Origin of the sequence: uncultured Prevotella sp., assembly GCF_946407605.1 — a bacterium.
In the GTDB taxonomy this organism is placed as follows: domain Bacteria; phylum Bacteroidota; class Bacteroidia; order Bacteroidales; family Bacteroidaceae; genus Prevotella.
This window is the reverse complement of the sequence record NZ_CAMJOS010000001.1, coordinates 127,982-152,634: the sequence shown is the minus strand read 5'-3', so window position 1 is coordinate 152,634 and position 24,653 is coordinate 127,982. Positions and strand designations below refer to the sequence as shown.

19 protein-coding genes are annotated in these 24,653 nt (G+C 52.1%); 13 read left to right on the top strand and 6 right to left on the bottom strand.

Features of this window, described 5'->3' with window-relative positions:
* Positions 1-3 precede the first annotated feature (3 nt).
* Positions 4-792 carry an N-acetylmuramic acid 6-phosphate etherase gene (murQ, locus tag Q0R57_RS00620; protein ID WP_294742832.1) on the top strand — a complete coding sequence of 263 codons (789 nt, stop codon included), beginning with the start codon at positions 4-6 and terminating at the stop codon, positions 790-792.
* Here murQ and Q0R57_RS00615 read toward each other — a convergent pair.
* Positions 789-1,802, bottom strand: coding sequence for a hypothetical protein (locus tag Q0R57_RS00615; protein WP_294742829.1), 1,014 nt, complete (start codon positions 1,800-1,802; stop codon positions 789-791). The genes murQ and Q0R57_RS00615 overlap by 4 nt on opposite strands.
* A gap of 374 nt (positions 1,803-2,176) precedes the next feature.
* Between Q0R57_RS00615 and Q0R57_RS00610 the strand changes: the two genes are divergently transcribed.
* Positions 2,177-2,920, top strand: a complete 744-nt coding sequence (locus Q0R57_RS00610) for a hypothetical protein (RefSeq protein ID WP_294742827.1) — start codon at positions 2,177-2,179, stop codon at positions 2,918-2,920.
* Between the two features lie 463 nt (positions 2,921-3,383).
* Here Q0R57_RS00610 and Q0R57_RS00605 read toward each other — a convergent pair whose 3' ends face one another.
* Complete coding sequence (locus Q0R57_RS00605; protein ID WP_294742825.1) at positions 3,384-3,752, bottom strand: hypothetical protein; 369 nt, start codon at positions 3,750-3,752, stop codon at positions 3,384-3,386.
* Between the two features lie 185 nt (positions 3,753-3,937).
* Here Q0R57_RS00605 and sprA point away from each other — a divergent pair, with 185 nt between their 5' ends.
* Genes sprA through tsaA form a run of 3 tightly spaced genes read left to right on the top strand, consistent with a single transcriptional unit; the run spans position 3,938 to position 13,166 of the window.
* Complete coding sequence (gene sprA / locus Q0R57_RS00600) at positions 3,938-11,434, top strand: cell surface protein SprA (protein WP_294743002.1); 7,497 nt, start codon at positions 3,938-3,940, stop codon at positions 11,432-11,434.
* 51 nt (positions 11,435-11,485) lie between these two features.
* Positions 11,486-12,487, top strand: coding sequence for an A/G-specific adenine glycosylase (mutY, locus tag Q0R57_RS00595; RefSeq protein ID WP_294742822.1), 1,002 nt, complete (start codon positions 11,486-11,488; stop codon positions 12,485-12,487).
* Positions 12,488-12,491: 4 nt separating this feature from the next.
* Positions 12,492-13,166: a tRNA (N6-threonylcarbamoyladenosine(37)-N6)-methyltransferase TrmO gene (gene tsaA / locus Q0R57_RS00590; protein ID WP_294742819.1), complete on the top strand. Its 675-nt coding sequence runs from the start codon at positions 12,492-12,494 to the stop codon at positions 13,164-13,166.
* 25 nt (positions 13,167-13,191) lie between these two features.
* On the opposite strand, the gene Q0R57_RS00585 is transcribed toward tsaA, so the two are convergent.
* Together Q0R57_RS00585 and Q0R57_RS00580 are read right to left on the bottom strand one after the other, a co-directional pair.
* Entirely contained in the window at positions 13,192-13,806 is a 615-nt protein-coding gene (locus Q0R57_RS00585) for a DUF4230 domain-containing protein (RefSeq protein ID WP_294742816.1), read from the bottom strand.
* A 3-nt stretch (positions 13,807-13,809) separates the two neighbouring features.
* Complete coding sequence (locus Q0R57_RS00580) at positions 13,810-14,472, bottom strand: DUF4230 domain-containing protein (RefSeq protein WP_294742814.1); 663 nt, start codon at positions 14,470-14,472, stop codon at positions 13,810-13,812.
* Between the two features lie 171 nt (positions 14,473-14,643).
* On the opposite strand from Q0R57_RS00580, the gene Q0R57_RS00575 reads away from it, so the two are divergent.
* Both Q0R57_RS00575 and Q0R57_RS00570 read left to right on the top strand, forming a co-directional pair.
* A complete protein-coding gene (locus Q0R57_RS00575) occupies positions 14,644-15,204 on the top strand; it encodes a DUF4890 domain-containing protein (RefSeq protein WP_294742813.1) in 561 nt (186 codons plus the stop codon).
* A gap of 176 nt (positions 15,205-15,380) precedes the next feature.
* Positions 15,381-15,950, top strand: coding sequence for a DUF4738 domain-containing protein (locus tag Q0R57_RS00570; RefSeq protein ID WP_294742810.1), 570 nt, complete (start codon positions 15,381-15,383; stop codon positions 15,948-15,950).
* Here Q0R57_RS00570 and Q0R57_RS00565 read toward each other — a convergent pair.
* Complete coding sequence (locus tag Q0R57_RS00565) at positions 15,947-16,663, bottom strand: HAD hydrolase-like protein (protein ID WP_294742809.1); 717 nt, start codon at positions 16,661-16,663, stop codon at positions 15,947-15,949. The genes Q0R57_RS00570 and Q0R57_RS00565 overlap by 4 nt on opposite strands.
* A gap of 35 nt (positions 16,664-16,698) precedes the next feature.
* Positions 16,699-18,054: a glucose-6-phosphate isomerase gene (locus Q0R57_RS00560; protein WP_294742807.1), complete on the bottom strand. Its 1,356-nt coding sequence runs from the start codon at positions 18,052-18,054 to the stop codon at positions 16,699-16,701.
* A 756-nt stretch (positions 18,055-18,810) separates the two neighbouring features.
* Between Q0R57_RS00560 and Q0R57_RS00555 the strand changes: the two genes are divergently transcribed.
* From Q0R57_RS00555 to lptB, 6 genes are all read left to right on the top strand, one after another.
* A complete protein-coding gene (locus Q0R57_RS00555; RefSeq protein WP_294742805.1) occupies positions 18,811-19,389 on the top strand; it encodes a phosphoribosylglycinamide formyltransferase in 579 nt (192 codons plus the stop codon).
* A 197-nt stretch (positions 19,390-19,586) separates the two neighbouring features.
* Positions 19,587-20,459, top strand: coding sequence for an electron transfer flavoprotein subunit beta/FixA family protein (locus tag Q0R57_RS00550; RefSeq protein WP_294742803.1), 873 nt, complete (start codon positions 19,587-19,589; stop codon positions 20,457-20,459).
* 6 nt (positions 20,460-20,465) lie between these two features.
* On the top strand, positions 20,466-21,488 hold the full coding sequence (locus Q0R57_RS00545; protein WP_294742801.1) for an electron transfer flavoprotein subunit alpha/FixB family protein: 1,023 nt from the start codon (positions 20,466-20,468) through the stop codon (positions 21,486-21,488).
* Between the two features lie 2 nt (positions 21,489-21,490).
* Positions 21,491-23,221 carry an acyl-CoA dehydrogenase family protein gene (locus Q0R57_RS00540; RefSeq protein WP_294742800.1) on the top strand — a complete coding sequence of 577 codons (1,731 nt, stop codon included), beginning with the start codon at positions 21,491-21,493 and terminating at the stop codon, positions 23,219-23,221.
* Positions 23,221-23,712 (top strand): C-GCAxxG-C-C family protein, encoded by a 492-nt coding sequence (locus Q0R57_RS00535; protein WP_294742797.1) that lies wholly within the window; start codon positions 23,221-23,223, stop codon positions 23,710-23,712. Before Q0R57_RS00540 ends, Q0R57_RS00535 begins: the two co-directional genes overlap by 1 nt.
* An 89-nt stretch (positions 23,713-23,801) precedes the next feature.
* Positions 23,802-24,599 (top strand): LPS export ABC transporter ATP-binding protein, encoded by a 798-nt coding sequence (lptB, locus tag Q0R57_RS00530; protein ID WP_294742795.1) that lies wholly within the window; start codon positions 23,802-23,804, stop codon positions 24,597-24,599.
* Positions 24,600-24,653 lie beyond the last annotated feature (54 nt).

The following is a 24,653-nucleotide window of genomic DNA, read 5'->3' as shown; positions in this document are numbered from 1 at the left end:
AAGATGATTACAGAAGAGCCTTCGCACTACGACCACCTCGAGCAGATGCCGGTGGGTGAGCTGTTACAGCACATCAACGAAGAAGATGCGCTGGTGGCTGAGGCTGTGAATAGGGCCCTCCCACAAATCGAGGCGCTGGTAGAAGCCATCGAGCCGAGGATGAGGCGTGGGGGCCGACTGTTCTACATCGGAGCAGGCACCAGCGGCCGACTGGGAGTGCTCGATGCCAGCGAGCTGCCACCAACGTTTGGCGTGTCGCCCGACTGGGTCATTGGCATCATAGCAGGTGGCGACAAAGCCCTACGACAGGCCGTAGAGGGCGCTGAGGATCATGCCGAGCAGGGCTGGCGCGACCTCCTGGCCTATCATCCCACCGCCGACGATACCCTCTTGGGTGTTGCCGCCTCTGGCACCACACCCTATGTGGTCGAGGCTATCCGCCAGGCTCGCGAAAACGGCCTTCTCACGGGTTGCATCACCAGCAATCCCGACACCCCGCTGGCTCAGGCTGCCGAGCATCCCATCGAGACCATCGTCGGCCCCGAGTTCGTCACTGGCTCCAGTCGCATGAAGAGCGGCACGGCCCAGAAGATGGTGCTCAACATGATTTCCACCACCCTCATGATTCGCTTGGGGCGAGTGCAGGGCAACCGCATGGTGAACATGCAGCTCACCAACAATAAGCTCATCGACCGAGGCACCCGCATGCTTCAGGATTCCCTCGGCCTCAGCTACGACGAAGCCCGTCAGCGCCTCCTTGAGGCTGGCAGCGTCAGCAGTTGTTTGGATTAGGAAGTACAGATGGCCCTCGCCATCTCATTCAGTTCCAGACATTGTCCCCTTTTGATGGTCAGTTTCTCGTTATGATGCTCCCAGGGGGCAAGAATCAGCAGTTGCCCTTTGGCGCAGGCCTCCATGCGTTTTCCGCCAGGCTTCGCCAAATCAGTAAACCCGTTTTCTTCCAGATAAATCAGCGGAAGCCCTTCCTCGAAGGCCGCCCGCATAATGACTTTCTCGCCCTGCGAGATAGCTGGTGATACGAGCACCGCACCTTGGCGGGCCGCTTTCATAAAGGCAGAGAGCTTTGCCTGTAGGTCGGCCTCAGTGATGCTTCTCGAACATTGCACTTGCAGCTTTACAGGACGCTCTAATAAAAAGCGGTTGCCAATAGCCGAAAAGCTCTGCTCACCGAAGCTTAGCCCCCTCTGCACCCTGAATAGGTCAGGGTTCTCGCGTTTCATCAATAAGCGGCGAGGGTTCTCCTTCAGATAGTTGAGCCAGCGCTCCAGTTGTCCGTCCCTCAGCAGTATCTGGTCGTTAAAGCCCTTCGCGAAAAGCAGCCCGTTGTCCCGTTCCTGTCGTGCATGTTGCTGTGCCACAGCAACGAACTCCACAGGCATCACCTCACGAAACGCCTGATTGCAGGCATGCTTCACACCCAGCAGCACCTTCCCCAGCGGCTTCTCCATCTGCTCCCTCACAAAGAGGATGGCGTGCAGATGGTCGGGCATCATCTGCAGCGCTATCACCTTCACCTCGCGGTGATAGCAGCCTATCGTCTGCCAAATATCTGCAATGGCTTCTCCTAAGGGCGACAGTTCGATGTGAGGCGCCTCTGCCGAAGGCTCTAAGGCCTCACTACGTCCCATCACCTTTCCAAAGAGCGGCTTACGCCCCTCAGTCACCAACGTCACCATATACATCCTTCGTGCTGTGTAGTCATTATCCACACAGCGCCGCAGCATCGATGGCTTCTTCTCTCCTGCAAATGCTTTCTTGCTTTCAAACTTCGCTCTATCCACTGTCTTCGGAGGGTTTACCTTGCAAAGTTACAACTTTTTCCTTTACTTTCTTCGTTTATTCAGAAATAATTTGTAAATTTGCCCTCGAATTAACTCAATGTTGAACTCATAAAACTGAATGCCTATGGGCTAAGTTAACATAAAAAGGACATATAGGATGAACATCCACTTTTGATTCTTGTTCTATCGAAATCGGCAAAATTTCAAAACGTAATCAAGAACTGAAGTAGATTGTTCGCGCCTGATGGCGTGGGCTTTTACTCGTTTAGGATTACATGGTGTTTGCCGATACCAGATAGAACGTAGACGAAGTAATTTGTCCACGTTTTTTTTGTATGTTTTTACATTAACTAATAACCAAAAGTTTACTAATTATGAAAAAGAACTATTTTTATTTGTTGGGTATTGCATTGGTGACAATGCTGAGTTTTAGTTTCATTTCTTGTGGAGATGACGATGATGACAAGGATGATGGCATTGACACCACTCCAATTAAGATGGTGGCTGGCGCTGATAAGATTATCCAAGGCGCTGACACCATTTCGTCATCTAATAGGTTTGTTGCCTATGGTTTAAACAATACTGTACATGCATGGCATGTTGGAGAAACGTCTTTGTTGGTTAATGACAAAAAGACGATTTCCATCACCGTTAGTCCACAGTATTATCTTTATGATGATCCTGTATGCGAATGGGGCTGCTCAATGGATTACGTCAAGTCTCATCAAAAGGAAGGTACGTTTAACTCAAAATCTACAGAAAAGATTTTAGCATACGACAATGCTGGGGGTGCGACTCTTCTGGCGTATATGTTTGAAGATAACAAATTGACGACTGTCATGGCAATGGTAAGTACTAACCATACATCTACACTTGGTAGTTATCTTGCCGAAAGATTTCTTATGATTCCGATGTATCAAGGAGAAAAGACATATTTTGCAGGTGTAGATGGTATCGACGTAGAGCATTCAAATACATTTGTTTATATGGACATGTATAATACGAAAACCTGGGAAGTAGCATATATTGCCAGCAATAAAGCCAATACGCGTTCTTCGGACAATATAGAGTATAAAAAAAGAATAAAGAAAGAGTTGGATTCATTTATGACAGAATAATTTTCATAATACCAATTTTTTTGTCCCGTTCCTCTTTGAGGAGCGGGATTTTAGTTTGCTCCGTGCCCTCGAGCTGCCTTCTTCGTTTTAACGAGCGGCTATATTGCATTTATTTGATTTTTTCACAAAAACACCTACCCTCCTACCTGAATCTCTTGAAATACCAGTGTTTATCGGCGTTTCAAGCCACCTCAAGTAGGTGTTTAGGCGTTTTGAAAAGTTTTCTGTCCTAATTATCAAAAACTGGGCAGAGATTTTTATGGAGATGCCAACTTAGGGTGAAAGAGATAGGCTCTACGGGTGTAAGGAATGGGACTTTACGGTGTAAGGAGGCATCCTTTAAGGGGGTAAAGTCCTATCGGAACGAGAGTAAAGTCCTATCGGAACGAATAGTAGAAGGTATCAGGACGAGGCGAAGAAGGCAGCTCGAGGGCATGAAGCCGTAATCTTCGAGGGTAAGAGATTACGGCTTGATGGCTTGTCGCACCTGCTCTTCATCGACCAGGAGGAACACCTTGTTGAAGACGCCCACGGTGACAGGGTAGGCCGTGCCGTGATGATTGACGGTGCCCACGTTGACGAAGAAGTAGTCGTTGACCATGAGGTTGCTGAGCAGATACATGTTTGCGGCTCCCATAGCCGTTTCCGAGCCGAAGTTGACGACTTCATCGGGCAGGGGTAGGGGAATGTTGCTCAGCTCTTTGTCCACCATGTTTTGCGCCAGCTGCGCCACGGCATTGAAATGTGCCTGTCTGTCGGGCTTTGTAAAGGTCATAGCCACCAAGGCAACGATAACGACGAGGCCCAGCAGCACAAATAGTTTCTTAATCATAACTCTTTAGTTTTTTAGTTCTCAGAGCGCAAAGTTACAACTTTTCTTCGAGAAATGCGAGGTATTCGTGAAAAAATGCAATAAAAGTGCACAAATTGCGTTATATGAAGGAACAAGATTCTATAGAACTGGTTTTGAAACGACTCATATATTTGCTGCTCATCGTGCTGATGGGTGTGGGTGCGATGGCCCAAACGCCACAACAGAACGGTAACAGCCAACAAAACAAGCCCGTGCCGAAGGCGCAGCCCAAAGGTATGGTGATAGAGGATGAAACCATCCCCGATTCTTTGTTGCACCCCCGCTGGAAGATTCAGAAGACGGCTCCCGTGCTTACTGCTGACCTGGATTCGAGTGCCCTCGACCTGAGAATGCCTGAGAACGTGAAGCAGCAGGTGGAGTACAACGACTCGCTCAACGTGTATATTATTGGTTCGAAGATAGGCGACTCGTATCTGAATGCGCCCATCGTGATGACACCAGAGGAGTATATGCAATGGAGCGAGCGCAGGGCTCGTCAGCAGTTCTTCCGCAACAAGGATGCCGAGAATGTGAAGGCGAAGGGCAAGGAGATGTTCGACTTCAGCGATATGCAGTTCGACCTGGGTCCTGCCGAGAAAATCTTCGGTCCTGGAGGCGTGAGGGTGAAGACGCAGGGTACTGCCGAGCTAAAGATTGGCGCCACAATCAAGAACATTGAGAACCCCTCGCTGCCTATCCGAAACCGTAAGACCACGGCCTTCGACTTTGACGAGAAAATCAACTTGAGCGTCAATGGAAGCGTGGGCGACAAGGTGAACCTGAAGCTGGACTACAACACCGACGCCACCTTTGAGTTTGACACCAAGAGTCTGAAGCTGAAGTATGACGGCAAGGAGGACGAGATTATCAAGCTGGTGGAGGCGGGTAATGTCACCTTCCCCTCTAACAACTCGCTGGTGCACGGCTCGTCGGCACTCTTCGGTATCCACACCGAGATGCAGTTTGGCAAGCTGAAGCTGGGAACGGTCATCTCGCAGAAGAAATCAACGTCGAAGAGCGTGTCGTCGCGTGGCGGCACTCAGACCAACCCCTACGAGATTGACGTGGTGGACTATGAGGAGAACCACCACTTCTTCCTCTCGCACTTCTTCCGCGAGACCTACGACATGGCTATGAGCACGCTGCCCAACCTCACCACGGGCATCAAGATTAACCGTGTGGAGATTTGGGTGACCAACAAGACGGGAAGTACCTCTAATTCGCGCAACATCGTGGCATTCAGCGAGTTGGGTGAGAATAAATATCTGAAGAATACCAACTGGCACACCACAGGCATGTCGGTGCCCAGCAATCTGGCCAACGATATCTACTCTACGCTGGTGCAGAACATCGACTCTGCCTCGCGCAACATCGACGAGGTCACCGTGAAGCTCGAGGGCTTCGGCACAGCGATGGTGGGTGGTGTGGACTACGAGAAGCTGGCCTCGGCCCGCCTGCTGACATCGAGCGAATATACGGTGAACACGGCCCTGGGCTATGTGTCGCTGAAGACAGGACTGCAGACCGACCAGGTGCTGGCTGTGGCCTACGAATACACCTATGGCGGACAGACCTATCAGGTGGGTGAGTTCTCTACCGACCTGACGCAGACCAACAAGTGCCTCTTCGTGAAGGCCCTGAAGAACACCCAGAACAGTCCGATGCAGGCCAACTGGCGCCTGATGATGAAGAACGTCTATTATCTGGCCTCTACCGTCGAGAAAGAAAAGTTCCGCATGGACATCAAATACCAGAGCGACACCACAGGTACCTATCTGACCTATCTGCCCGAGGAGCAGCTGAAGTCGACGACGCTGCTGAAGGTGATGGGACTGGACCGCCTGGATGCCAACATGAAGCCCCACAGTAATGGACAGTTCGACTTTGTGCAGGGCTACACCATCAGCAACGGTCGCATCTTCATGCCTGCCGCTGAGCCCTTTGGCGAATACCTGCGCAACTACTTGAAACAGAAGGGTATGGAGCATCTGGCCGACAAATACTGCTTCGACCAGTTGTACGACTCTACCAAGACGGTGGCCAAGCAGAATGCCGAGAAGGACAAGTTCATACTCACAGGACAGTTCAAGGGCACCAGCGCCAACGTCATCTCGCTGGGTGCTGCCAACGTGCCGCCAGGATCGGTGGTGGTAACTGCTGGTGGTGTCACCCTGAAGGAAGGCTCCGACTATACCGTCGACTATTCGGTGGGCGAGGTGACCATCCTGAACCAGAGCATCATCGATGCCGGCACCAACGTCAGCGTGTCGCTCGAAGACAATACCAGCTACGGCATGCAGCGAAAGACCATGCTGGGCGTGAACTGGGAGTACGACTTCTCGAAGAACTTTACGATGGGAGGTACGCTGATGCACCTCACCGAGCAGCCTATGACCACCAAGGTGAACATGGGCGACGAGCCGCTGAACAACACCATCTGGGGACTCAACGTGAACTGGAAGCAGGAGAGCCAGTGGTTGACGAAGATGCTCGACAAACTGCCTCTGCTGCACGTCACGCAGCCCTCGCAGATATCGTTCACGGGTGAGTTTGCCCACCTCATAGCCCGTAATGCCAGCGGCACACAGGACAACGCCTCGTATATCGACGACTTCGAGAATACCAAGGACCTGCGCGATGTGAGCGACCCCAAGGCGTGGGTGCTGTGCAGCGTGCCTTCGATGTTTGCCAACTACAACAACAAGACTTCGGTGAACAGCGGCTACGACCGCGCCCTGCTGGCCTGGTATAACGTCGACCCCATCTTCACGCGCCGTTCGTCGAGCCTCACGCCAACACATATCAAGAACGACCTGGAGCAGCTCTCCAACCACTATGTGCGTGAGGTCTATGTACGAGAGCTCTATCCCAACCGCGACCAGTCGAGCTACAACGGCGCCATTTCCACGCTGCCTATCCTCGACCTGGCCTACTATCCCCAGGAGCGCGGACCTTATAACCTGACACTCGACCTCAACAGCGACGGAACGCTGAAGAACCCCAAGCAGAAGTGGGGCGGCATGATGCGCAAGCTGGAGACCACCGACTTTGAGCAGGCTAATATAGAATATGTGGAGTTCTGGATGCTCGACCCCTTCATCTACACTCGTAAGGACGGCACAGCCAGTCGTCATAGTGGCGATCTCTATATCAACCTCGGCGAGGTGTGCGAGGATGTGCTGCGCGACGGTAAGAAGTTCTACGAGAGCGGTATGCCCGTCGATGGCACCTCGACCTTCGAGGAGACACAATGGGGTAAGATTCCCGTGCAGGCCACGCAGACCTATGCCTTCGCCACCACCAGCGGCTCGCGTGAGAAGCAGGATGTGGGACTCAACGGACTGACCGATGAGGAGGAGCGCACCTTTGGCGCCTATGCCGACTGGTTGAACAGCGTGAGCACCATCGTGAGCAACGACTCGCTGCTGCAGGCCTGGCGCGACGACCCTGCCGGCGACGACTACCATTACTTCCGAGGCTCTGACTTCGACAACGAGCGCACGCCTATCCTCCAGCGCTACAAGCGCATCAACAACCCACAGGGCAACTCACCATCGAACGACAACCAGACAGAGGGCTACGACACCTCGTACAAGACGGGACCTGATGTGGAGGATATCAATCAGGACTACACCCTGAACGAATACGAACGCTACTATCAGTATCATATCCCCATCAGCGACGATGAGCTGCAGGCCTATAACCGAGGCGTCAAGTCGGACAAGTCGCATATTGTGGACCATCGCGACTATACCGCCAAGTTGCGCAATGGCGACTCTATCACCGTGCGCTGGTATCAGTATCGCATCCCATTGGCTGAATATGACGATAAGATCGGTTCTATCAGCGACTTCACCAGCATTCGCTATATGCGCATGTTCTTGACTGGATTCCAGGAGCCTATCGTGCTGCGTTTCGGCTCGCTCGACCTGGTGCGTGGCGAGTGGCGACAGTATAAGCAGAACCTCATGACTTCGGCAGGAGCCGAGACGGGCGTGTTGGAGATGAGTGCCGTCAACGTGGAGGAAAACACAGACCGTCAGCCTGTGGCTTATGTGCTGCCTCCAGGCATCACCCGAATGACCGACCCCAACCAGCCTCAGCTTACAGAGAGCAACGAGCAGGCATTGTGCCTCACGGTGAAGAACCTCTCGCAGAACGAGTCGAAGGCGGTCTATAAGAACCAGAACCTGAACCTGCGACAGTATAAGCGTCTGCAGATGTTTGTTCACGCCAACCATCTGGTGCCCAACAATACTCAGCTGGAGGACAACCAGTTGGCTATCTTCATCCGCATAGGCTCTGACTATAAGAACAACTACTACGAGTACCTCATCCCCCTGAAGCTCACGCCGCAGGGCAACTACCGCTGGAACGTGCCTTCCGACCGTCCTTTGGTATGGCCTGAGGAAAATATGCTCGACATCGACATGAGCATCTTCACCGCTGTGAAGAAGAACCGCAACAAGGCGCGTGCAGAGGGCTTGGCCAACTTTACCACCATTTATTCTGAGTACGACCCTGACAAACCTAATAATAAGGTGAGTGTGATGGGTAACCCCTCGCTGTCGGAGGTGAAGACGATGGTGATTGGTGTGCGCAACCTGAGTAGCTCAATCAAGTCGGGCGAGGTGTGGGTCAACGAACTGCGTCTGCGTGAGACCAACAACGAAGGCGGTTGGGCTGCATCGGGAGCTATGAACCTGCAGTTGTCTGACTTCGGCAGCCTGAATATGACGGGCCGCTATGTGAGCGACGGCTTCGGAGGTCTGGAGGAGTCTATCCTGCAACGCTCTACCGACACGCAGAAGTCGTATGCCGTAACAGCCAACCTGGAATTAGGAAAACTCTTCCCCGATAAAGCCAAAGTGTCGGCACCGCTCTATTACTCGTATTCTAAGGAGATTATCAGTCCGAAGTACAACCCGCTGGATACGGATATGGAACTGGACGACGCCCTCGAGTCGGCTGCCAACCAGCGCGAGCGTGACTCTATCGAGTCGATAGCGGTGACCAAGCATACATCGCGCAACTTCTCGTTGAGCAACGTAAGGGTGGACATCAAGAACAAGCGTCACCCCTTGCCCATCGACCCTGCCAACTTCTCGTTCTCGTATAGTCACTCCCATCGTAACACCACTGGCGAGACTACTGTCTATGAGAACGACGATCAGTGGCGAGGCTCGATGAACTACAACTATTCGCCCGTGTTTAAGACCTGGGAGCCCTTCAAGAACTCGAAGAGCAAGTCGAAGTGGATGAACTTCCCCAAGGCGCTGGGCTTCAACTATCTGCCGCAGTCCATCGCGTTCAACACGGAGATGAGTCGTAACTACTATGAGTTGCAGGAGCGCGACCTGGAGAATACGGAGAACCCCAACCTGCCGTTGACGTTCAGCCAGCAGTTCTTGTGGAACCGTGAGTTCCAGTTGCGTTGGGACCTGACGAAGAACCTGCACATGAACTTCCAGAGTGCCACCCATGCTGAGATTGAGGAACCCTACACGCCTGTGAACAAAGACCTCTATCCCGACCGCTATTCGGCTTGGAAGGACTCTGTGTGGACCAGTATCAAACATTGGGGTACGCCGCTCGACTATCAGCAGTCGTTCTCGGCCAGTTATCAGGTGCCTATCGACAAACTGCCTATCTTCGACTGGCTCAAGGTGGATGCCTCGTATAATGCCACCTATTCGTGGATGCGTGGCACAGAGCTCGACGATGGCACCTCGCTGGGTAATACCATCTCGAACAACCGCAACCTGATTATCAACAGCACGCTCAATATGGAGACGCTCTATAACCATATCCCCTTCCTGAAGAAGGCCAACGAGCGTTTCAAGAAGGCCCCTGCCAACAACTCGCAGAAGAACAAGCAGACGCCAAAGAAACCTGTGGGCGAGAAGAAGGGCGATTCTAAGACTGACGCGAAGGCAAAGGCGAATGCTGACGACAAACAGGCAAATAAAGAGAATGCCGAGCTGCCCAAGAATAAAAACACCTTCCAGAAGGAGATTACATTGGTGCCCGACAGTCAGGTGGTGGTGCAGCATGGCAAGAAGTCGAAGCGACTCCTTGTATCGGCCCGCAATAAGGACGGTCGCGTGGTGCCTGTGAAGTGGAAGGTGGTTGATGATAACAGTATCAAGGTCTATGGTGCTGACTCGCTGCAGCTGAAGCTCAGCATCACTCCTAAGGAACCGCTCGACGACCAGTGGTGGTATAAATCAGCACAGTCGGCTTCGCGCCTGCTGATGATGCTGCGCAACGTCAGCATTAGCTATCGCAGTCAGTATGCAATGACGCTGCCAGGCTTCCTGCCTAATGTGGGCGATGCCTTCGGACAGTCGAACAGTAGCGTGTTGGCGCCTGGTCTGGGCTTCGCCTTCGGACTTACTGGCGACGAGTATGTAGAGACGGCTCGCAACAATGGATGGCTGCTCTGCAACGATAACATCGCTACGCCTGCCAGCTCGTCGGCTACGGAGGACCTGCAGATTCGTGCTACCTTGGAGCCCATCCGCGACCTGAAGATTGACCTCACCGCCACACGAACCGTCAACAAGGCTCGCAGCGTGCAGTTTATGTATGCCGGCTCGCCCACTACCTATAGTGGTTCGTTCAATATGACCACCATCTCTATTCGTAGTGCGTTGGAGGGTATGGGCGATGCTAACAACGGCTACGACAGTCCCTCGTTCAATGAGTTCTGCAATAAGGTTGCTTCGTTCCGCAATCGTGTGCAGTCGCAGTATCCTGCCAAAGGTCCTGCAGCCCTCAACGGTGCCACCGTCAATCAAGTGGATGGCTATAGCGGCGACGTGCTGATTCCTGCCTTCCTCGACACCTATACGATGGGTGCTGGCGGCTCGCTCGATGTGTTCCCTGTACTCACGCGCTTGTTGCCCAACTGGACGATGCGCTATTCTGGACTGTCGAAGCTACCCTGGCTGCGCGACCATTTCAAGAGCGTCAACATCAATCATAGCTATAAGAGCATCTACTCTGTGGGCTCCTATGCTTCCTACAGCTCGTGGATGGAGTATATGGGCGACCTGGGTTATGTGCAGGCTGCCGATGGCTCGTACACGCCGTCGTCGCGCTATAACATCTCGACGGTGAGCATTAACGAGGCCTTCTCGCCGCTGCTGGGTGTCGATGTAACGTTCAACAACAACCTGACGTGTAAGGTGGAATATCGCACCACGCGCGTGCTGAACCTCTCGATGACGAGTGTGCAGATCAACGAGTCGAACTCGAAGGACTGGGTCATTGGTATGGGTTATAAGATTACGGACTTCAAGCTCTTCGGCGGTGGTGGCTCGCGCAAGGCCAAGGGCAGCAAGAAGTCGAATGATAACGACAAAAACCAACAGCAAACCAGCAAGAAGGGCATTAACCACGACCTGAATACGCGTGTGGATATCTCGTTCCGTAAGCAGGCGGCCATCACTCGCGATATTGCAACGGGAGTGTCGTCAGCCAGCAGCGGCAACTCAGCCCTGAAGATCTCGTTTGCTGCCGACTATACGATGTCGCGCCTGCTGACTCTCTCGGCTTATTACGATCGTCAGACCAACACGCCGTTGCTGTCGTCGAGCAGTTATCCTACAACAACGCAGGACTTCGGCGTATCGATGAAGTTCTCGCTGACACGATGATTTTTTAGTAGTTAAGAAGTCAGAAGTTAAGAAGTCAGAAGTTAAGAAGTTATGGCAAATAATTTCGCGCCCACATTATTACATTGGTTTCATGAGCATGGGCGCGACCTGCCCTGGCGACAGACTCGTGACCCCTATGCCATCTGGCTCTCGGAGATTATTCTCCAGCAGACGCAGGTGAAGCAGGGCTGGGCCTACTGGGAGCGCTTTATGAAGCGATGGCCCAGGGTGGAACTGCTGGCTGCTGCCACGGAGGACGAGGTGCTGCGTGAGTGGCAGGGACTGGGCTACTATTCTCGGGCTCGCAACCTGCATGCGGCAGCACGACAGATTGTGGAGATGGGAGGCTTCCCCACCACGCTCGAAGGCATTAAAAGCCTGAAGGGTGTGGGTGACTATACCGCTGCTGCTATAGGTTCGTTTGCCTTCGACCTGCCTGCCGCTGTGGTCGATGGAAATGTGTATCGCGTGCTGAGTCGCTATTTCGGCATCTCTACACCTATCAACACCACAGAAGGAAAGAAAGAGTTTGCACTCCTGGCTCAATCTCAACTTTCAACTTTTCACCTTTCACCTTTCACCTTTCAACTTTCTATTTACAACCAGGCCATCATGGACTTTGGCGCTACGCAATGCACCCCATCCAGTCCTGACTGCGCCGCTTGTCCCTTGATGGAAACGTGCGTGGCTTTCCGTGAGGGTAGGGTGGGCGAGCTGCCTGTGAAGCTGAAGACGCTGAAGGTTAAGGAGCGTCGCATGACTTATGTCTATGTGCGCTATCAAGGCGAGACGGCTATTCATCGACGTGGGGAGGGCGATATCTGGCAGGGACTTTACGAGCCTCTGCTCACGGAAAAGGTGCCTCAGGGTGCTGTGTTGCTGCGACAGGGGGTGAAGCATGTGCTGACCCATCGCATCCTGCTGGCCGACTTCTGGCTGTGGCAGCCTGCAGAGCGTCCTGCATTGCCCGAGGGCTATTTCTGGATTAAGGAAAAGGAACTTGACGACTACGGCAAGCCCCGACTCATAGAACATCTTATTTCTTTGGTATAGGATTATGGACATCAAACCTGTGGCATATTTTCGTTCTCCGCTGACGTCAAAGTTCGGACTGCCCAGACAGAGCGGACTGGCTGGCGACCTCTCAGGACGCATCGTGCTCGAGCCGGAATACCGTCGCGAAGAGGCGCTGCGAGGCTTGGAGCAGTTCGATTATCTGTGGCTGATATGGGAGTTTAGCGGCAATCCGCACGAGCAGCAGGGACTTACGGTTCGTCCACCCCGATTGGGAGGCAACGAACGGGTAGGGGTGTTCGCCTCGCGTTCGCCATTCCGTCCCAACCGTCTGGGACTCTCTTGCGTGTATATTAATAAGGTGGAGATGACGGAAAATGAAGGGCCCGTGATTCATGTGAAGGGTGCCGACCTGATGGACGGAACGCCTATCTACGACATCAAGCCTTATGTGACCTATGCCGACAGTCATCCTGAGGCTCGCAGCGGGTTTGTTGACCAGACCACGTGGGAACCATTACAGGTAGAGCTGCCAGAGGAACTGGCCCAGTTGTTTTCAGAGGAAGAGCAGGCCGGACTGCGTCAAGTGCTGGCGCAAGACCCTCGTCCACGCTATCATGATGACCCTAATCGTGTCTATGGGATGCCCTTTGCTGGGCGCGATATTCGCTTTCGTGTCAGCAACGGCGTGTTGACAATCGTCGAAATACAAAGCTAAAGATTATCGGGGTTCTAAGCTGAGGCTATCGGGACTCAAAGCTGATAGTGATATAGCGGAAGCCTAGGCCCTGTAGCAACTGGCGCATCTGCGTCTCGGCCAACTGGCGCGTCTGCTCCTGGTTCTCCACATTCATCGCATAGCGTATCATGATGCTTTTTGCTTCATCATACATCTCTTTCTGTATCTTCGCGTCCCACTCGCCCGACTCATAGAATGTCTTGGTGAGGGCTTCGTCAATGAAGTCGTCGTCTAGCAGTTGTACGGGTGGCAACACCATACTGATGCTGTCGCCTTGCGTGCTGATGGCATCCTCCCTAAGCTTCTCGAGGTCAATGCCCAGACGCAGCGTGCCGTAGTAGATGCGCACCAGCTTGTCGTCGCTCAGTATCAGGTTCTTGCGACTGCGTTCCACCACCTCTTCGTCAGTAATCGTCATAAATTCCCACTGACCTATATGGCGCATGCTCTTGATGATAATAGGTGTCTGCGCATAGCTCACGGTGGTGGTGACGCCAATCTTTGGAGCGGCATCGCCCACCTTGTTGATGATGGCTTTCACCACGAAGAAGGCTACCGTGCCAAATACGGCCAGAGCCACCAGCGTGCCTATGATGAGATTCTTCTGTTCCTTGGTCATCGTTTAGTCAATATGGATTTTGAGGTTCTCGAAACTGAAGTCCTGACGGAAGGTGATGGTGATGTTCTGCTCGTTAAAACCCATCCTACTGATAAGGGGTATCAGCAGGTTGGCTGCATTCTGGCGAGCTGCCTCCACAATATGGCGCTTCTGCTGGCTGTCGTTCTTCACCTTATCTATAATGTCCTGTCGGCCTTTGGCGGCGTGAGCCGTCTGCTCCGTGGTGTCGAAGTTCGACAGATACCACGACACATACTGCTTGGTGCCGTCGTGGTCAATACGACTGCTGGTCAGCATCACCTCTGGGTCGGGTAGGGTGATGGTCACCTTCTCGCCGTCGTTCTCGATATCGTCCTCCGAGAAATTGCTAAAGTCAATATAGCCTTTCAGCGTGGCCTCCATGGGGATGAGCAGACGACGCTCGCCCAACGGCACGTTGAAGCCTACACCCAGGAAGCTGGTCTCCAACTGCTTGTCGGCCTGCACCATCACCACCTTATGAATACGATAGTCGGTGGTGTAGAGGCGCGAGCATTGCTGGATGTGGTTGACCAGTTGGGGTATGGCATTCGCATCATCATCTGTTGTCCCGTCTTGCTTCTGACATCCGCAAAACAGGGGTGATACAAGGGTGATGGCCAGTAAGAATGCTATGACTTTTCTCATCGTTTTCTCTTTTTTACCTTGCAAAATTAATAAAAAAAAGAAGGTAAAATAAGAAAAATGCAATTTTTTTTATTATCTGGTTAAACTTTTGTTACTTTCCTGCGTCAAAGGAACAGTTGCAACACAGAAAGCTACAAACCAATGTCTAATTTTTAAAAAGTAAAGAAGAAAATGAAGAAGATCGTTTTAACAATGATAGCTGCGATGATGATGGGTGTTACCGCAATGGCTCAGGAAGCTAATCCTGCTGCTCCAAACAATGGTGAGCGCAGACAGTTCGACCCTAAAGAGATGATCAAGCAGCGCACAGACGCTACTGTGCAGAGATATGGACTCAACGAGGAGCAGGCAGCTAAGCTGCTGGACCTGAACACTCGTTTCCAGGGTAAGCTCCCAATGGGAGGAGGCATGCGTGGCATGCGTGGTCAGGGTGGTCGCGGACCTCAGATGGGAGGTGGCAACAGACCTCAGGGCGGCAACAGACCCCAGATGGCCGAAAGACCCCAGCGTCCTCAGAACGATAGCGTAAGAGGTGACAGACCTCAGCGTCCTCAGGGCAACTTTGGTGCCAACCGCGAGGAGATGCAGAAGAATCAGGAAGCCTACGATGCTGAGCTGAAGGCCATCATGACCGAGGAGCAGTATGCGGCTTACAAGAAGGACAATGAGAACCGTCGTGCGCAGATGCGTCGCGGTGGCGATCGTCCCCAGAGAGAGAATAACAACAATTGAGATTTTTTCATAGTGATTTAGGTTAACATAGTATTTTGAAGAAGGACAGGCGTGTCCTCAACCCGAAACGAATCAGTCGTGTGACTGATGATTTTGGCGCCCGCTATTAAAATAGTGGGCGTTTTTTTGTGTTGTATCGAAAATATTTTGTACTTTTGCTTCGTCAATAGAAAATTATGAAACGATTACTACCCCTTATCCTGGTATTCGGCATCATGATGCTGGGTGCTTGCAAAGAAAAGAAAAAGTCTGACGACATCATCACCACCAAGTATGTTCCTAAGCAACCTGTGGACCCTATCGCTATGGAGGCGACAACACAGAACACTTCGGTCAACTGGGGTGGAAGCCAGTATGCCGTCTCAGTAGTGCGTACACCAGCCGACAGCTCGTCGATGGTGAAGGACGAGAACAACCAGAAGTATTTCGACAATGTGGTGAAGGTCTCTGTCAACCGTCCCGATGGCAGCTCTCTGTTTAGTCGCACCTTCACCAAGGGCTCGTTCTCGTCGTATATCGATGAGACGTTCAAGAAGAATGGTATTCTGGCCAGCATCCGCTATGACGAGGTGGACAATGGCAAGCTGGAGTTCTCTGTCGTCATCGCCCTGCCTGATGCTGTTGACGATGTCTTTATCCCGTTGGAGATGACAGTAGACAAGCAGGGCATCATCAATATTCGTCAGGATGACGATATGGAGATGCTCGACTATGTCGATGCTGACGATGAAGATGATGATGATTAGAAGAGCGAATGCCAGCCCTTGCTGAGGGTGGGCATATCGGAAATTACCAAGTCGGCACCTTCTCGCTTGAGAACGTCGTCTGGTAGCGGACCGGTATTGACAGCAATAGTAAAGATTCTTGCTGCTACGCCTGCCTTCACGCCTAAGGGTGCGTTCTCTACTACGATAGCCTCCCAAGGCTTCAGGTTGCCCGCCTTTTGCAGGCCCATCAGATAGGGGTCGGGATTGGGTTTGCCGTGTTTTACGTCGTAGGCGGTGACGATGTGACTCTCGTCCAGATAATCGCCGAAGTCCTTCATCAGACGATTGATAAGCGGACGCTGTCCGCTACCTGTTACTACGCCGATGGTCATTCCGTTGGCGTTTATTTGTGCCATCAGCTCAGGAATGCCAGGCATGATGTGCGTTTCTGGTAGGGCGTGAAACTGGCGCGTCTTCTCGTCGTACATCAGTTGTGCCTCGGCCTCGTCGATGTCGCGGCCCTGTTGTTTCTTCACCATCATGCGGATGGTGTCAACGCCGCGAGCGCCCTCGGTGGCGTAGGCGTCGGCCTCTGTCATGTGGATGCCAAACATCTCCATCGAGCGCTGCCACGCAATGGCGTGGTTGGGCATCGAGTTATAGAGCACGCCATCCATATCGAAAAGCACGGCCTTGGGGCAAAGTGCCTCAAAGCCGTGTTTCTCTAAGTATTGCTGAATAATTTCTTTCACTTCAATGCGGAAGCAAACATTTCACCTTTCACCTTTCACCTTTCACTTTTCAAGCGTTCCTTGATAGCTTTCGAGTCTTCCTCGTAGCCGGGCTTGTCGAGCAGGGCAAACATATTCTTCTTGTAAGCCTCCACACCAGGCTGGTTGAAGGGGTTCACGCCGAGCACGTTGCCGCTGATGCCGCAACCAATCTCGAAGAAGTAGATGAGCTGGCCGATGTAGTATTCGTTCAACTTGGGAACGCTGATGCGGATGTTGGGCACACCACCATCGACGTGAGCCAGACGAGTACCCAGCTCTGCCATCTTGTTCACCTCGTCCACGCGCTTGCCAGCCAGGAAGTTCAGACCGTCCAGGTTCTCCTCGTCGCTGGGGAACAGCAACTTCTTCTCTGGCTCCTCGATAGAGATAACGGTCTCGAAGATGGTGCGCTCGCCGTCCTGAATCCACTGACCCATAGAGTGCAGGTCGGTGGTGAAGTCAACAGAAGCAGGGAAGATACCCTTCTTGTCCTTACCCTCACTCTCTCCGTAGAGCTGCTTCCACCACTCGCTGACGAAGTGCAGCTTGGGCTGATAGTTCACCATGATCTCAATCTTCTTGCCACTCTGATACAGACCGTTGCGTACGGCAGCATACTGGGCAGCGAGGTTCTCAGCGAAAGGCACGTCCTTACCGCAGGCCTTCTCCATATCCTGAGCACCCTCTACCAAAGCCTTGATGTCGAAACCAGCGCAGGCGATAGGCAGCAGACCAACAGGAGTCAGCACAGAGAAGCGACCACCCACGTTGTCGGGGATGATAAAGCTCTTGTACCCCTCCTTGTCGGCACAGGTACGGGCAGCACCACGCTTGGCGTCGGTCACAGCCACAATCACCTTCTTAGCCTCCTCCTTGCCGCGCTGAGCCTCGCATTGCTTCTTCAGCAGACGGAAGGTCAGGGCTGTCTCGGTGGTGGTACCACTCTTTGAGATATTGATAACACCGAACTTCTTGTCCTTCAGGTATTCAGTCATCTCGAACAGATAGTCCTCGCCGATGTTGTTACCAGCAAACAGGATAGTTGGATTTTTCTTCTCCTGGATGAGCCAGGCAAAGCTGTTGCCCAGGGCTTCAATCACGGCGCGGGCACCCAGATAAGAGCCACCGATACCAGCCACAACCACTACCTCGCAGTTCTGGCGCAGCGTGTCGGCGCAGGCCTGAATCTCTGCCAGGAAAGCAGGAGTGATAGAAGAGGGGAGGTGCAGCCATCCTAAGAAATCGTTACCAGGGCAAGTGCCGTTCTCAAGTGCTTCCTGTGCTGCCTTCACCTTTGGTTCAAAAGCAGCTACAGCGCCTTCTGCCAGAAAGCAGGAAGCCTTCGTAATGTCAAGCGTGATATTCTTCATATTGATTCATTTATAAAGTTGTTCGTATATTTCCGTGCAAAGGTAACAAAAAAGAATCACCCGTGCAAATATTCTTGTACGAGTTAATTCTTTTTAGCAGAAGACGTGACATAATGACAAAGTGACATCGTGACATTAAGGAGATTCCACATACAGAGGGGCTTGAAAAATGAAAAATTGTAAGACAATTATTTTAGAATATAATATATAATATATTATATATTATATTCTAACAATGCTTATGCACTCTGCGAGGGTGCTTAATGTCACTTTGTCACGAAGTCATTGTCACGATTGGGAGCAACTTGCAGAAAATGACGGTTCTTAACAGATTTTTTACAGGTTATGGTATACCGAAATTTGGTAGCGCACGAAAAATTTCGTACCTTTGCAATGCATTTGAGATGCATCGCGAGTGAAGGCTGTGGCTCAGCATAGCTCGAGCGAGCTCGGCTCTGCATTCGCTCTTGCACTTCACTTGTCGTTGTCAAAAATTAAGCGCTGCAGCTGCTACTATTAAGACAAAAAATTGCGAGGATTAATCCGAGCAAAAACACGAGAACTAAACTAAATGTTTAACCCTTAAAAAACACACAAACTAAACTATGGCAATTCGTATTATTGCACAGCGCCGAGTGCTTAAAATCGGCAAGAATCCGGGAGATTTCGGTTAGATATGAAAATCTGTGTGAATTGTTTTGGCTTTTACGCTGTTATTTTGTAATTTTGCCGACGAAAAAAGAAACCAGACAGACAATGAAGAAAGTCAACATTGCGATATTTGTATCAGGCGGCGGAACGAACTGCGAGAATATCATCCGGTATTTCAAGGGTTCTGAGAAGGTGTGCACGGCCTTGGTGGTCAGTAATAAGGCGGATGCGCCTGCGCTTGAGAAGGCGCAGCGGCTGGAGGTGGCCACGAAGGTGGTGACGAAGGCTGAGCTGAACGACGAGGCTGTGATGATGCCGATGATGAAGGAATATGGTATTGACTTCATCGTGCTGGCGGGCTTCCTGCCGCTGGTGCCCAACTTCCTGGTGGATGCCTTTCCGCGCCGCATCATCAATATCCACCCGTCGCTGTTGCCAAAGTACGGCGGCAAGGGCATGTGGGGCCACCACGTGCACGAGGCTGTGAAGGCTGCTGGCGAGAAGGAAACGGGCATGACGGTGCACTGGGTGACGCCTGTCTGCGACGGTGGCGACATCATTGTACAGTATAAGGTGGCGCTGACTGCTGAGGATAGCGCCGACGACATAGCGGCGAAGGAGCATCAGCTGGAGATGAAGTACTTCCCACAGGTCATAGAAAGGATACTGAACGACAGCTTTTAGTTTTTTGCTGTTTTAAGATTGCACAAAATCGCCAAAATGCGCACAAAAGAGTCGATTTTGTGCAATTTGTTTGGCTGTGTGCGCAAAAAGTACTACCTTTGCAGCGCTTTTTGAGAAAGCGCAGCGAGAACAGGCTTCGTACTGTCCTTGCACCATTTTAAAAAAGGATATCAATTTTACACATTATTATAATAATTATGGCTTTGAAAATTGTTGTGCTGGCCAAGCAAGTGCCAGACACCCGTAACGTGGGTAAGGACGCAATGACTGCCGAAGGCACCGTAAACCGTGCTGCCCTGCCCGCCATCTTCAATCCAGAAGATTTGAATGCCCTGGAGCAGGCCCTTCGCCTGAAGGAGCAGAACCCAGGCTCAACAGTAGGAATCCTCACGATGGGTCCTCCACGTGCAGGTGAGATTATCCGTCAGGGACTTTATCGTGGCGCTGATACCGGTTGGTTGCTTACCGACCGTCTCTTCGCTGGTGCTGATACCCTCGCTACATCTTATGCGCTGGCTACTGCCATCAAGAAGATTGGCGATGTTGACATCGTAATCGGTGGTCGTCAGGCTATCGACGGTGATACTGCTCAGGTAGGTCCTCAGGTGGCTCAGAAGCTGGGCCTGAACCAGGTTACTTACGCCGAGGAGGTACTCAGTGTTAAGGACGGTAAGGCTACCATCAAGCGTGTGATCGACGGTGGTGTTGAGACCGTAGAGGCTCCTCTGCCTGTTGTTATCACAGTTAACGGAAGCGCTGCTCCTTGTCGCCCCCAGAATGCTAAGCTGGTGATGAAGTACAAGCGCGCAACCTGTCCTATGGAGCGTCCTGCAGAGGGTACACCATACGACTATCTGTATGACGAGCGCCCTGAGCTGACACTGAACCAGTGGAGCGTGGCCGACGTGGATGGCGATGTAAACCAGTGCGGTCTGAGTGGCTCACCCACCAAGGTGAAGACCATCAAGAACATCGTGTTCCAGGCTAAGGAGTCGAAGACTTTGACGGCTTCTGATGCTGATATCGAGGGAATGATCAAAGAATTGTTGGAAGAGAAAATCATTGGATAACGAGATATGAATAATGTTTTTGTTTATGTAGAAATCGAAGGAACAACTGTTCAAGAAGTTTCTCAGGAGTTGCTGACCAAGGGTCGCAAGCTCGCCAATGAACTGAACGTAGAGCTGCACGCCGTTGTTGCCGGTACCGGTATTTCTGGTAAGGTCGAGGATCAGATTCTGCCTTACGGTGTTGACAAGCTGTTTGTTTTCGACGCTAAGGACCTGTTCCCTTACACCTCAGCTCCCCACACTGATATTCTGGTTAACCTCTTCAAGGAGGAGCAGCCACAGATCTGCCTGATGGGTGCTACCGTTATCGGTCGCGACCTCGGTCCACGTGTATCATCATCACTGACCTCTGGTCTGACTGCCGACTGCACAGAGCTGGAGATTGGTCCTTTCGAGGATAAGAAGAACAACAAGACATACGAGAATCTGCTCTATCAGATTCGTCCTGCTTTCGGTGGTAACATCGTAGCTACCATCGTTAACCCCGACCACCGTCCACAGATGGCTACTGTACGCTCTGGCGTTATGCAGAAGGCTCTGTACGATGGCGAGTGCCGCAAGGAGGTTGTTTATCCTGAGGTAAGCAAGTATGTAAGCCCTGAGGCTTTCGTAGTAAAGGTTCTGGATCACCATGTAGAGGCTGCTAAGCACAACCTGAAGGGTGCGCCTATAGTTGTAGCCGGTGGTTACGGTATGGGCTGCAAGGAGAACTTCGACCAGCTGTTCGAGTTGGCAAAGGTTCTGCATGGTGAGGTTGGTGGTTCTCGTGCCGCTGTAGATGCTGGCTGGTTGGATCACGACCGTCAGATTGGTCAGACAGGTGTTACCGTTCACCCCAAGGTGTACATCGCCTGTGGTATCTCTGGACAGATTCAGCACATCGCTGGTATGCAGGATTCTGGTATCATCATCTCTGTAAACAGCGATCCCGATGCTCCTATCAACAAGATTGCCGACTACGTGATTGTTGGCACCGTTGAGGAGGTTGTTCCAAAGTTAATTAAGTACTATAAGCAGAATAGCAAATAATTATGGCAAACTATTATAGCGATCATCCTGAGATCGGGTTCTACTTGAACCACCCCCTGATGGCTCGTATCGTTGAGCTGAAGGAAAAAGGCTTTGCTGATGCAAAGGAATATGATTATGCTCCCGTTGACCTGGGCGATGCCATCGAGAACTACAAGCAGATTCTCGACATCACTGGCGACGTGGCTGCCAATATCATCGAGCCAAACTCTGAGAGCGTCGACCTCGAAGGTCCACACCTCGAGAATGGTCGTATGATCTACGCCTCTAAGACTTACGAGAACCTCGACGCCACCCGCAAGGCTGGTCTGTGGGGTGTATCAATGCCTCGTCGTTACGGCGGTCTGAACCTGCCTAACGCAGTATTCTCTATGCTCTCTGAGATGATTTCGGCTGCTGATGCCGGTTTCCAGAACATCTGGAGCCTGCAGAGCTGTATCGACACTCTGTATGAGTTCGGTAGCGAGGAGCAGCGCCAGAAGTACATCCCACGCGTTTGCGCTGGTGAGGGTATGAGTATGGACCTGACCGAGCCTGATGCTGGTTCTGACCTGCAGCGCGTGATGCTGAAGGCTACCTTCGACGAGAAGGAGAACTGCTGGCGCCTGAACGGTGTGAAGCGCTTCATCACCAACGGTGATAGCGACATCCACCTCGTGCTGGCTCGTTCTGAGGAGGGCACCAAGGACGGACGTGGTCTGTCAATGTTCATCTACGACAAGCGCCAGGGCGGTGTTGACGTTCGTCACATCGAGCACAAGCTGGGTATCCACGGCTCACCTACCTGTGAGCTCACCTATAAGAACGCTAAGGCCGAGCTCTGCGGTAGCACACGTCTGGGTCTGATCAAGTACGTGATGGCTCTGATGAACGGTGCCCGTCTGGGTATCGCCGCACAGAGTGTAGGTGTTGAGCAGGAGGCTTACAACGAGGGTCTGGCTTACGCCAAGGAGCGTCAGCAGTTTGGTGATAAGATCATCAACTTCCCCGCTGTTTACGATATGCTCTCTCGCATGAAGGCCAAGCTCGATGCTGGTCGTTCACTGCTGTACGAGACAGCCGCTTACGTTGATATCTACAAGTGCCTCGAGGATATCGAGCGCGACCGCAAGCTCACTCCCGAGGAGAAACAGGAGCGCAAGAAGTACCAGCGCCTGGCCGATGCATTCACACCACTGGCCAAGGGTATGAACTCAGAGTACGCCAACCAGAACGCTTACGATGCTATCAGCATCCACGGTGGTTCAGGTTTCATCATGGAGTACAAGAGCCAGCGCCTGTTCCGCGACGCACGTATCTTCTCTATCTACGAGGGTACCACACAGTTGCAGGTTGTAGCCGCTATCCGCTACATCACCAACGGCACTATGCTCAACAACATCAAGGACATGCTGGCAGGTCTCGAGGTTAGCGATAGCTTGAAGAACCTGAAAGCTCGCGTTGAGAAGCTCATCCCTGTTTACGAGGAGGCACTTAACAATGTTAAGGCCCTTGAGAATCAGGACGCTCAGGACTTCCTTGCTCGTCGTCTGTACGACATGACCGCCGAGTTGGTAATGAGCCTGCTCATCCTGCGCGACGCCACCAAGGCTCCAGAGCTCTTCGAGAAGAGCGCCAACGTATACGTTCGCATGGCCGAGGAGGATGTTCTCGGTAAGAGCGCATACATCAAGGCCTTCCAGGTAGAGGATCTCGCAAGCTTTAAGGCAAACGACGAAGAAGCTGAGGCTTAATGACTGACAAAGAATTAGACGAGCGCGTACAGCGCGCAGTCGATAATTTCATGGCCGGATATGGCTGCTGCCAAAGTGTGGTGGCAGCCTTTTCCGACCTTTATGGTTTAGACGAGACGATGGCCAAGCGCATCGGTGCCGGCTTTGGCGGCGGGGTAGGGCGCATGCGAATGATGTGTGGTGCCGTCTCTGGCATCGTCATTCTCGTAGGTCTCGACTGTGGTCAGACAGAGGGCTCAGACCGCGAAGGCAAGTCGGCCTGTTACAAAGTTGTTCAGGACCTTCTGGCAAAATCCAAAGAAGAGAACGGCAGTATCATTTGTGCCGAGATTCTTGGCATCCAAGGTCATGAGAAGGCTCATTCCAGTTATGTAGCCTCTGCCCGTACGGCCGAGTATTACAAGAAAAGACCCTGCGCTGCCAAGGTAGAGAGTGCGGCACGCATCTTTGCGGACTATCTGAAGAGCAAAGATGGTCACAATGAATCTTAAAAAATAAGTGGTGGGAATTGTTTTTCGGAAAATTCTCACTACTTTTGTAGCCGAAAACGAGTACTCCATAAAAATACAACTGCAAGACGATGGAAGAAGAGCATATTGTGTTGAGGACCGAAGGCCTCATCAAACGATACGGAAAGCGCACCGTGGTGAGCGATGTGAGCTTCGATGTGCGACAGGGCGAGATTGTGGGACTGCTGGGCCCTAATGGTGCCGGTAAGACCACCTCTTTCTATATGACCACAGGTCTGGTGCTTCCAAACGGCGGACATATCTACCTGGGAGATCAGGAAGTGACGGACTACCCTGTGTATAAGCGGGCCAGACTCGGCATAGGCTATCTGGCTCAGGAGGCTAGCGTGTTCCGTAAGATGAGCGTAGAGGACAATATCCTGTCGGTGCTGGAGATGACGGGCAAACCGCGTGAGTATCAACTGGAGAAGCTGGAGAGTCTGATTAAGGAGTTCCGTCTGCAGAAGGTGCGCAAGAACAAAGGCGACCAGCTGTCAGGTGGTGAGCGTCGTCGCTGTGAGATAGCTCGCTGTCTGGCCATCGAACCGAAGTTCATCATGCTCGACGAACCCTTCGCTGGTGTGGACCCCATCGCTGTGGAGGATATCCAGTTTATTGTGTGGAAACTGAAGGACCGCAACATCGGCATTCTGATTACCGACCACAATGTGGAGGATACGCTCTGTATTACTGACCGTGCATATCTGCTGTTCGAGGGACGTATCCTGTTTCATGGCACGCCTGAGGAGCTGGCAGCCAACCAGATAGTGCGTAAGAACTACCTTACTGACTCGTTTGTGCTGCGCCAGAAAGACTTCCAGAAACTGGAGGAGGAACGTAATAGAGAGGCTGAAGCCACTGAGGGGTGAACGAAGCGTGAGCACCACCACAAAGTTCAAAGACAGAAGAAGAGTAGTTAAAAA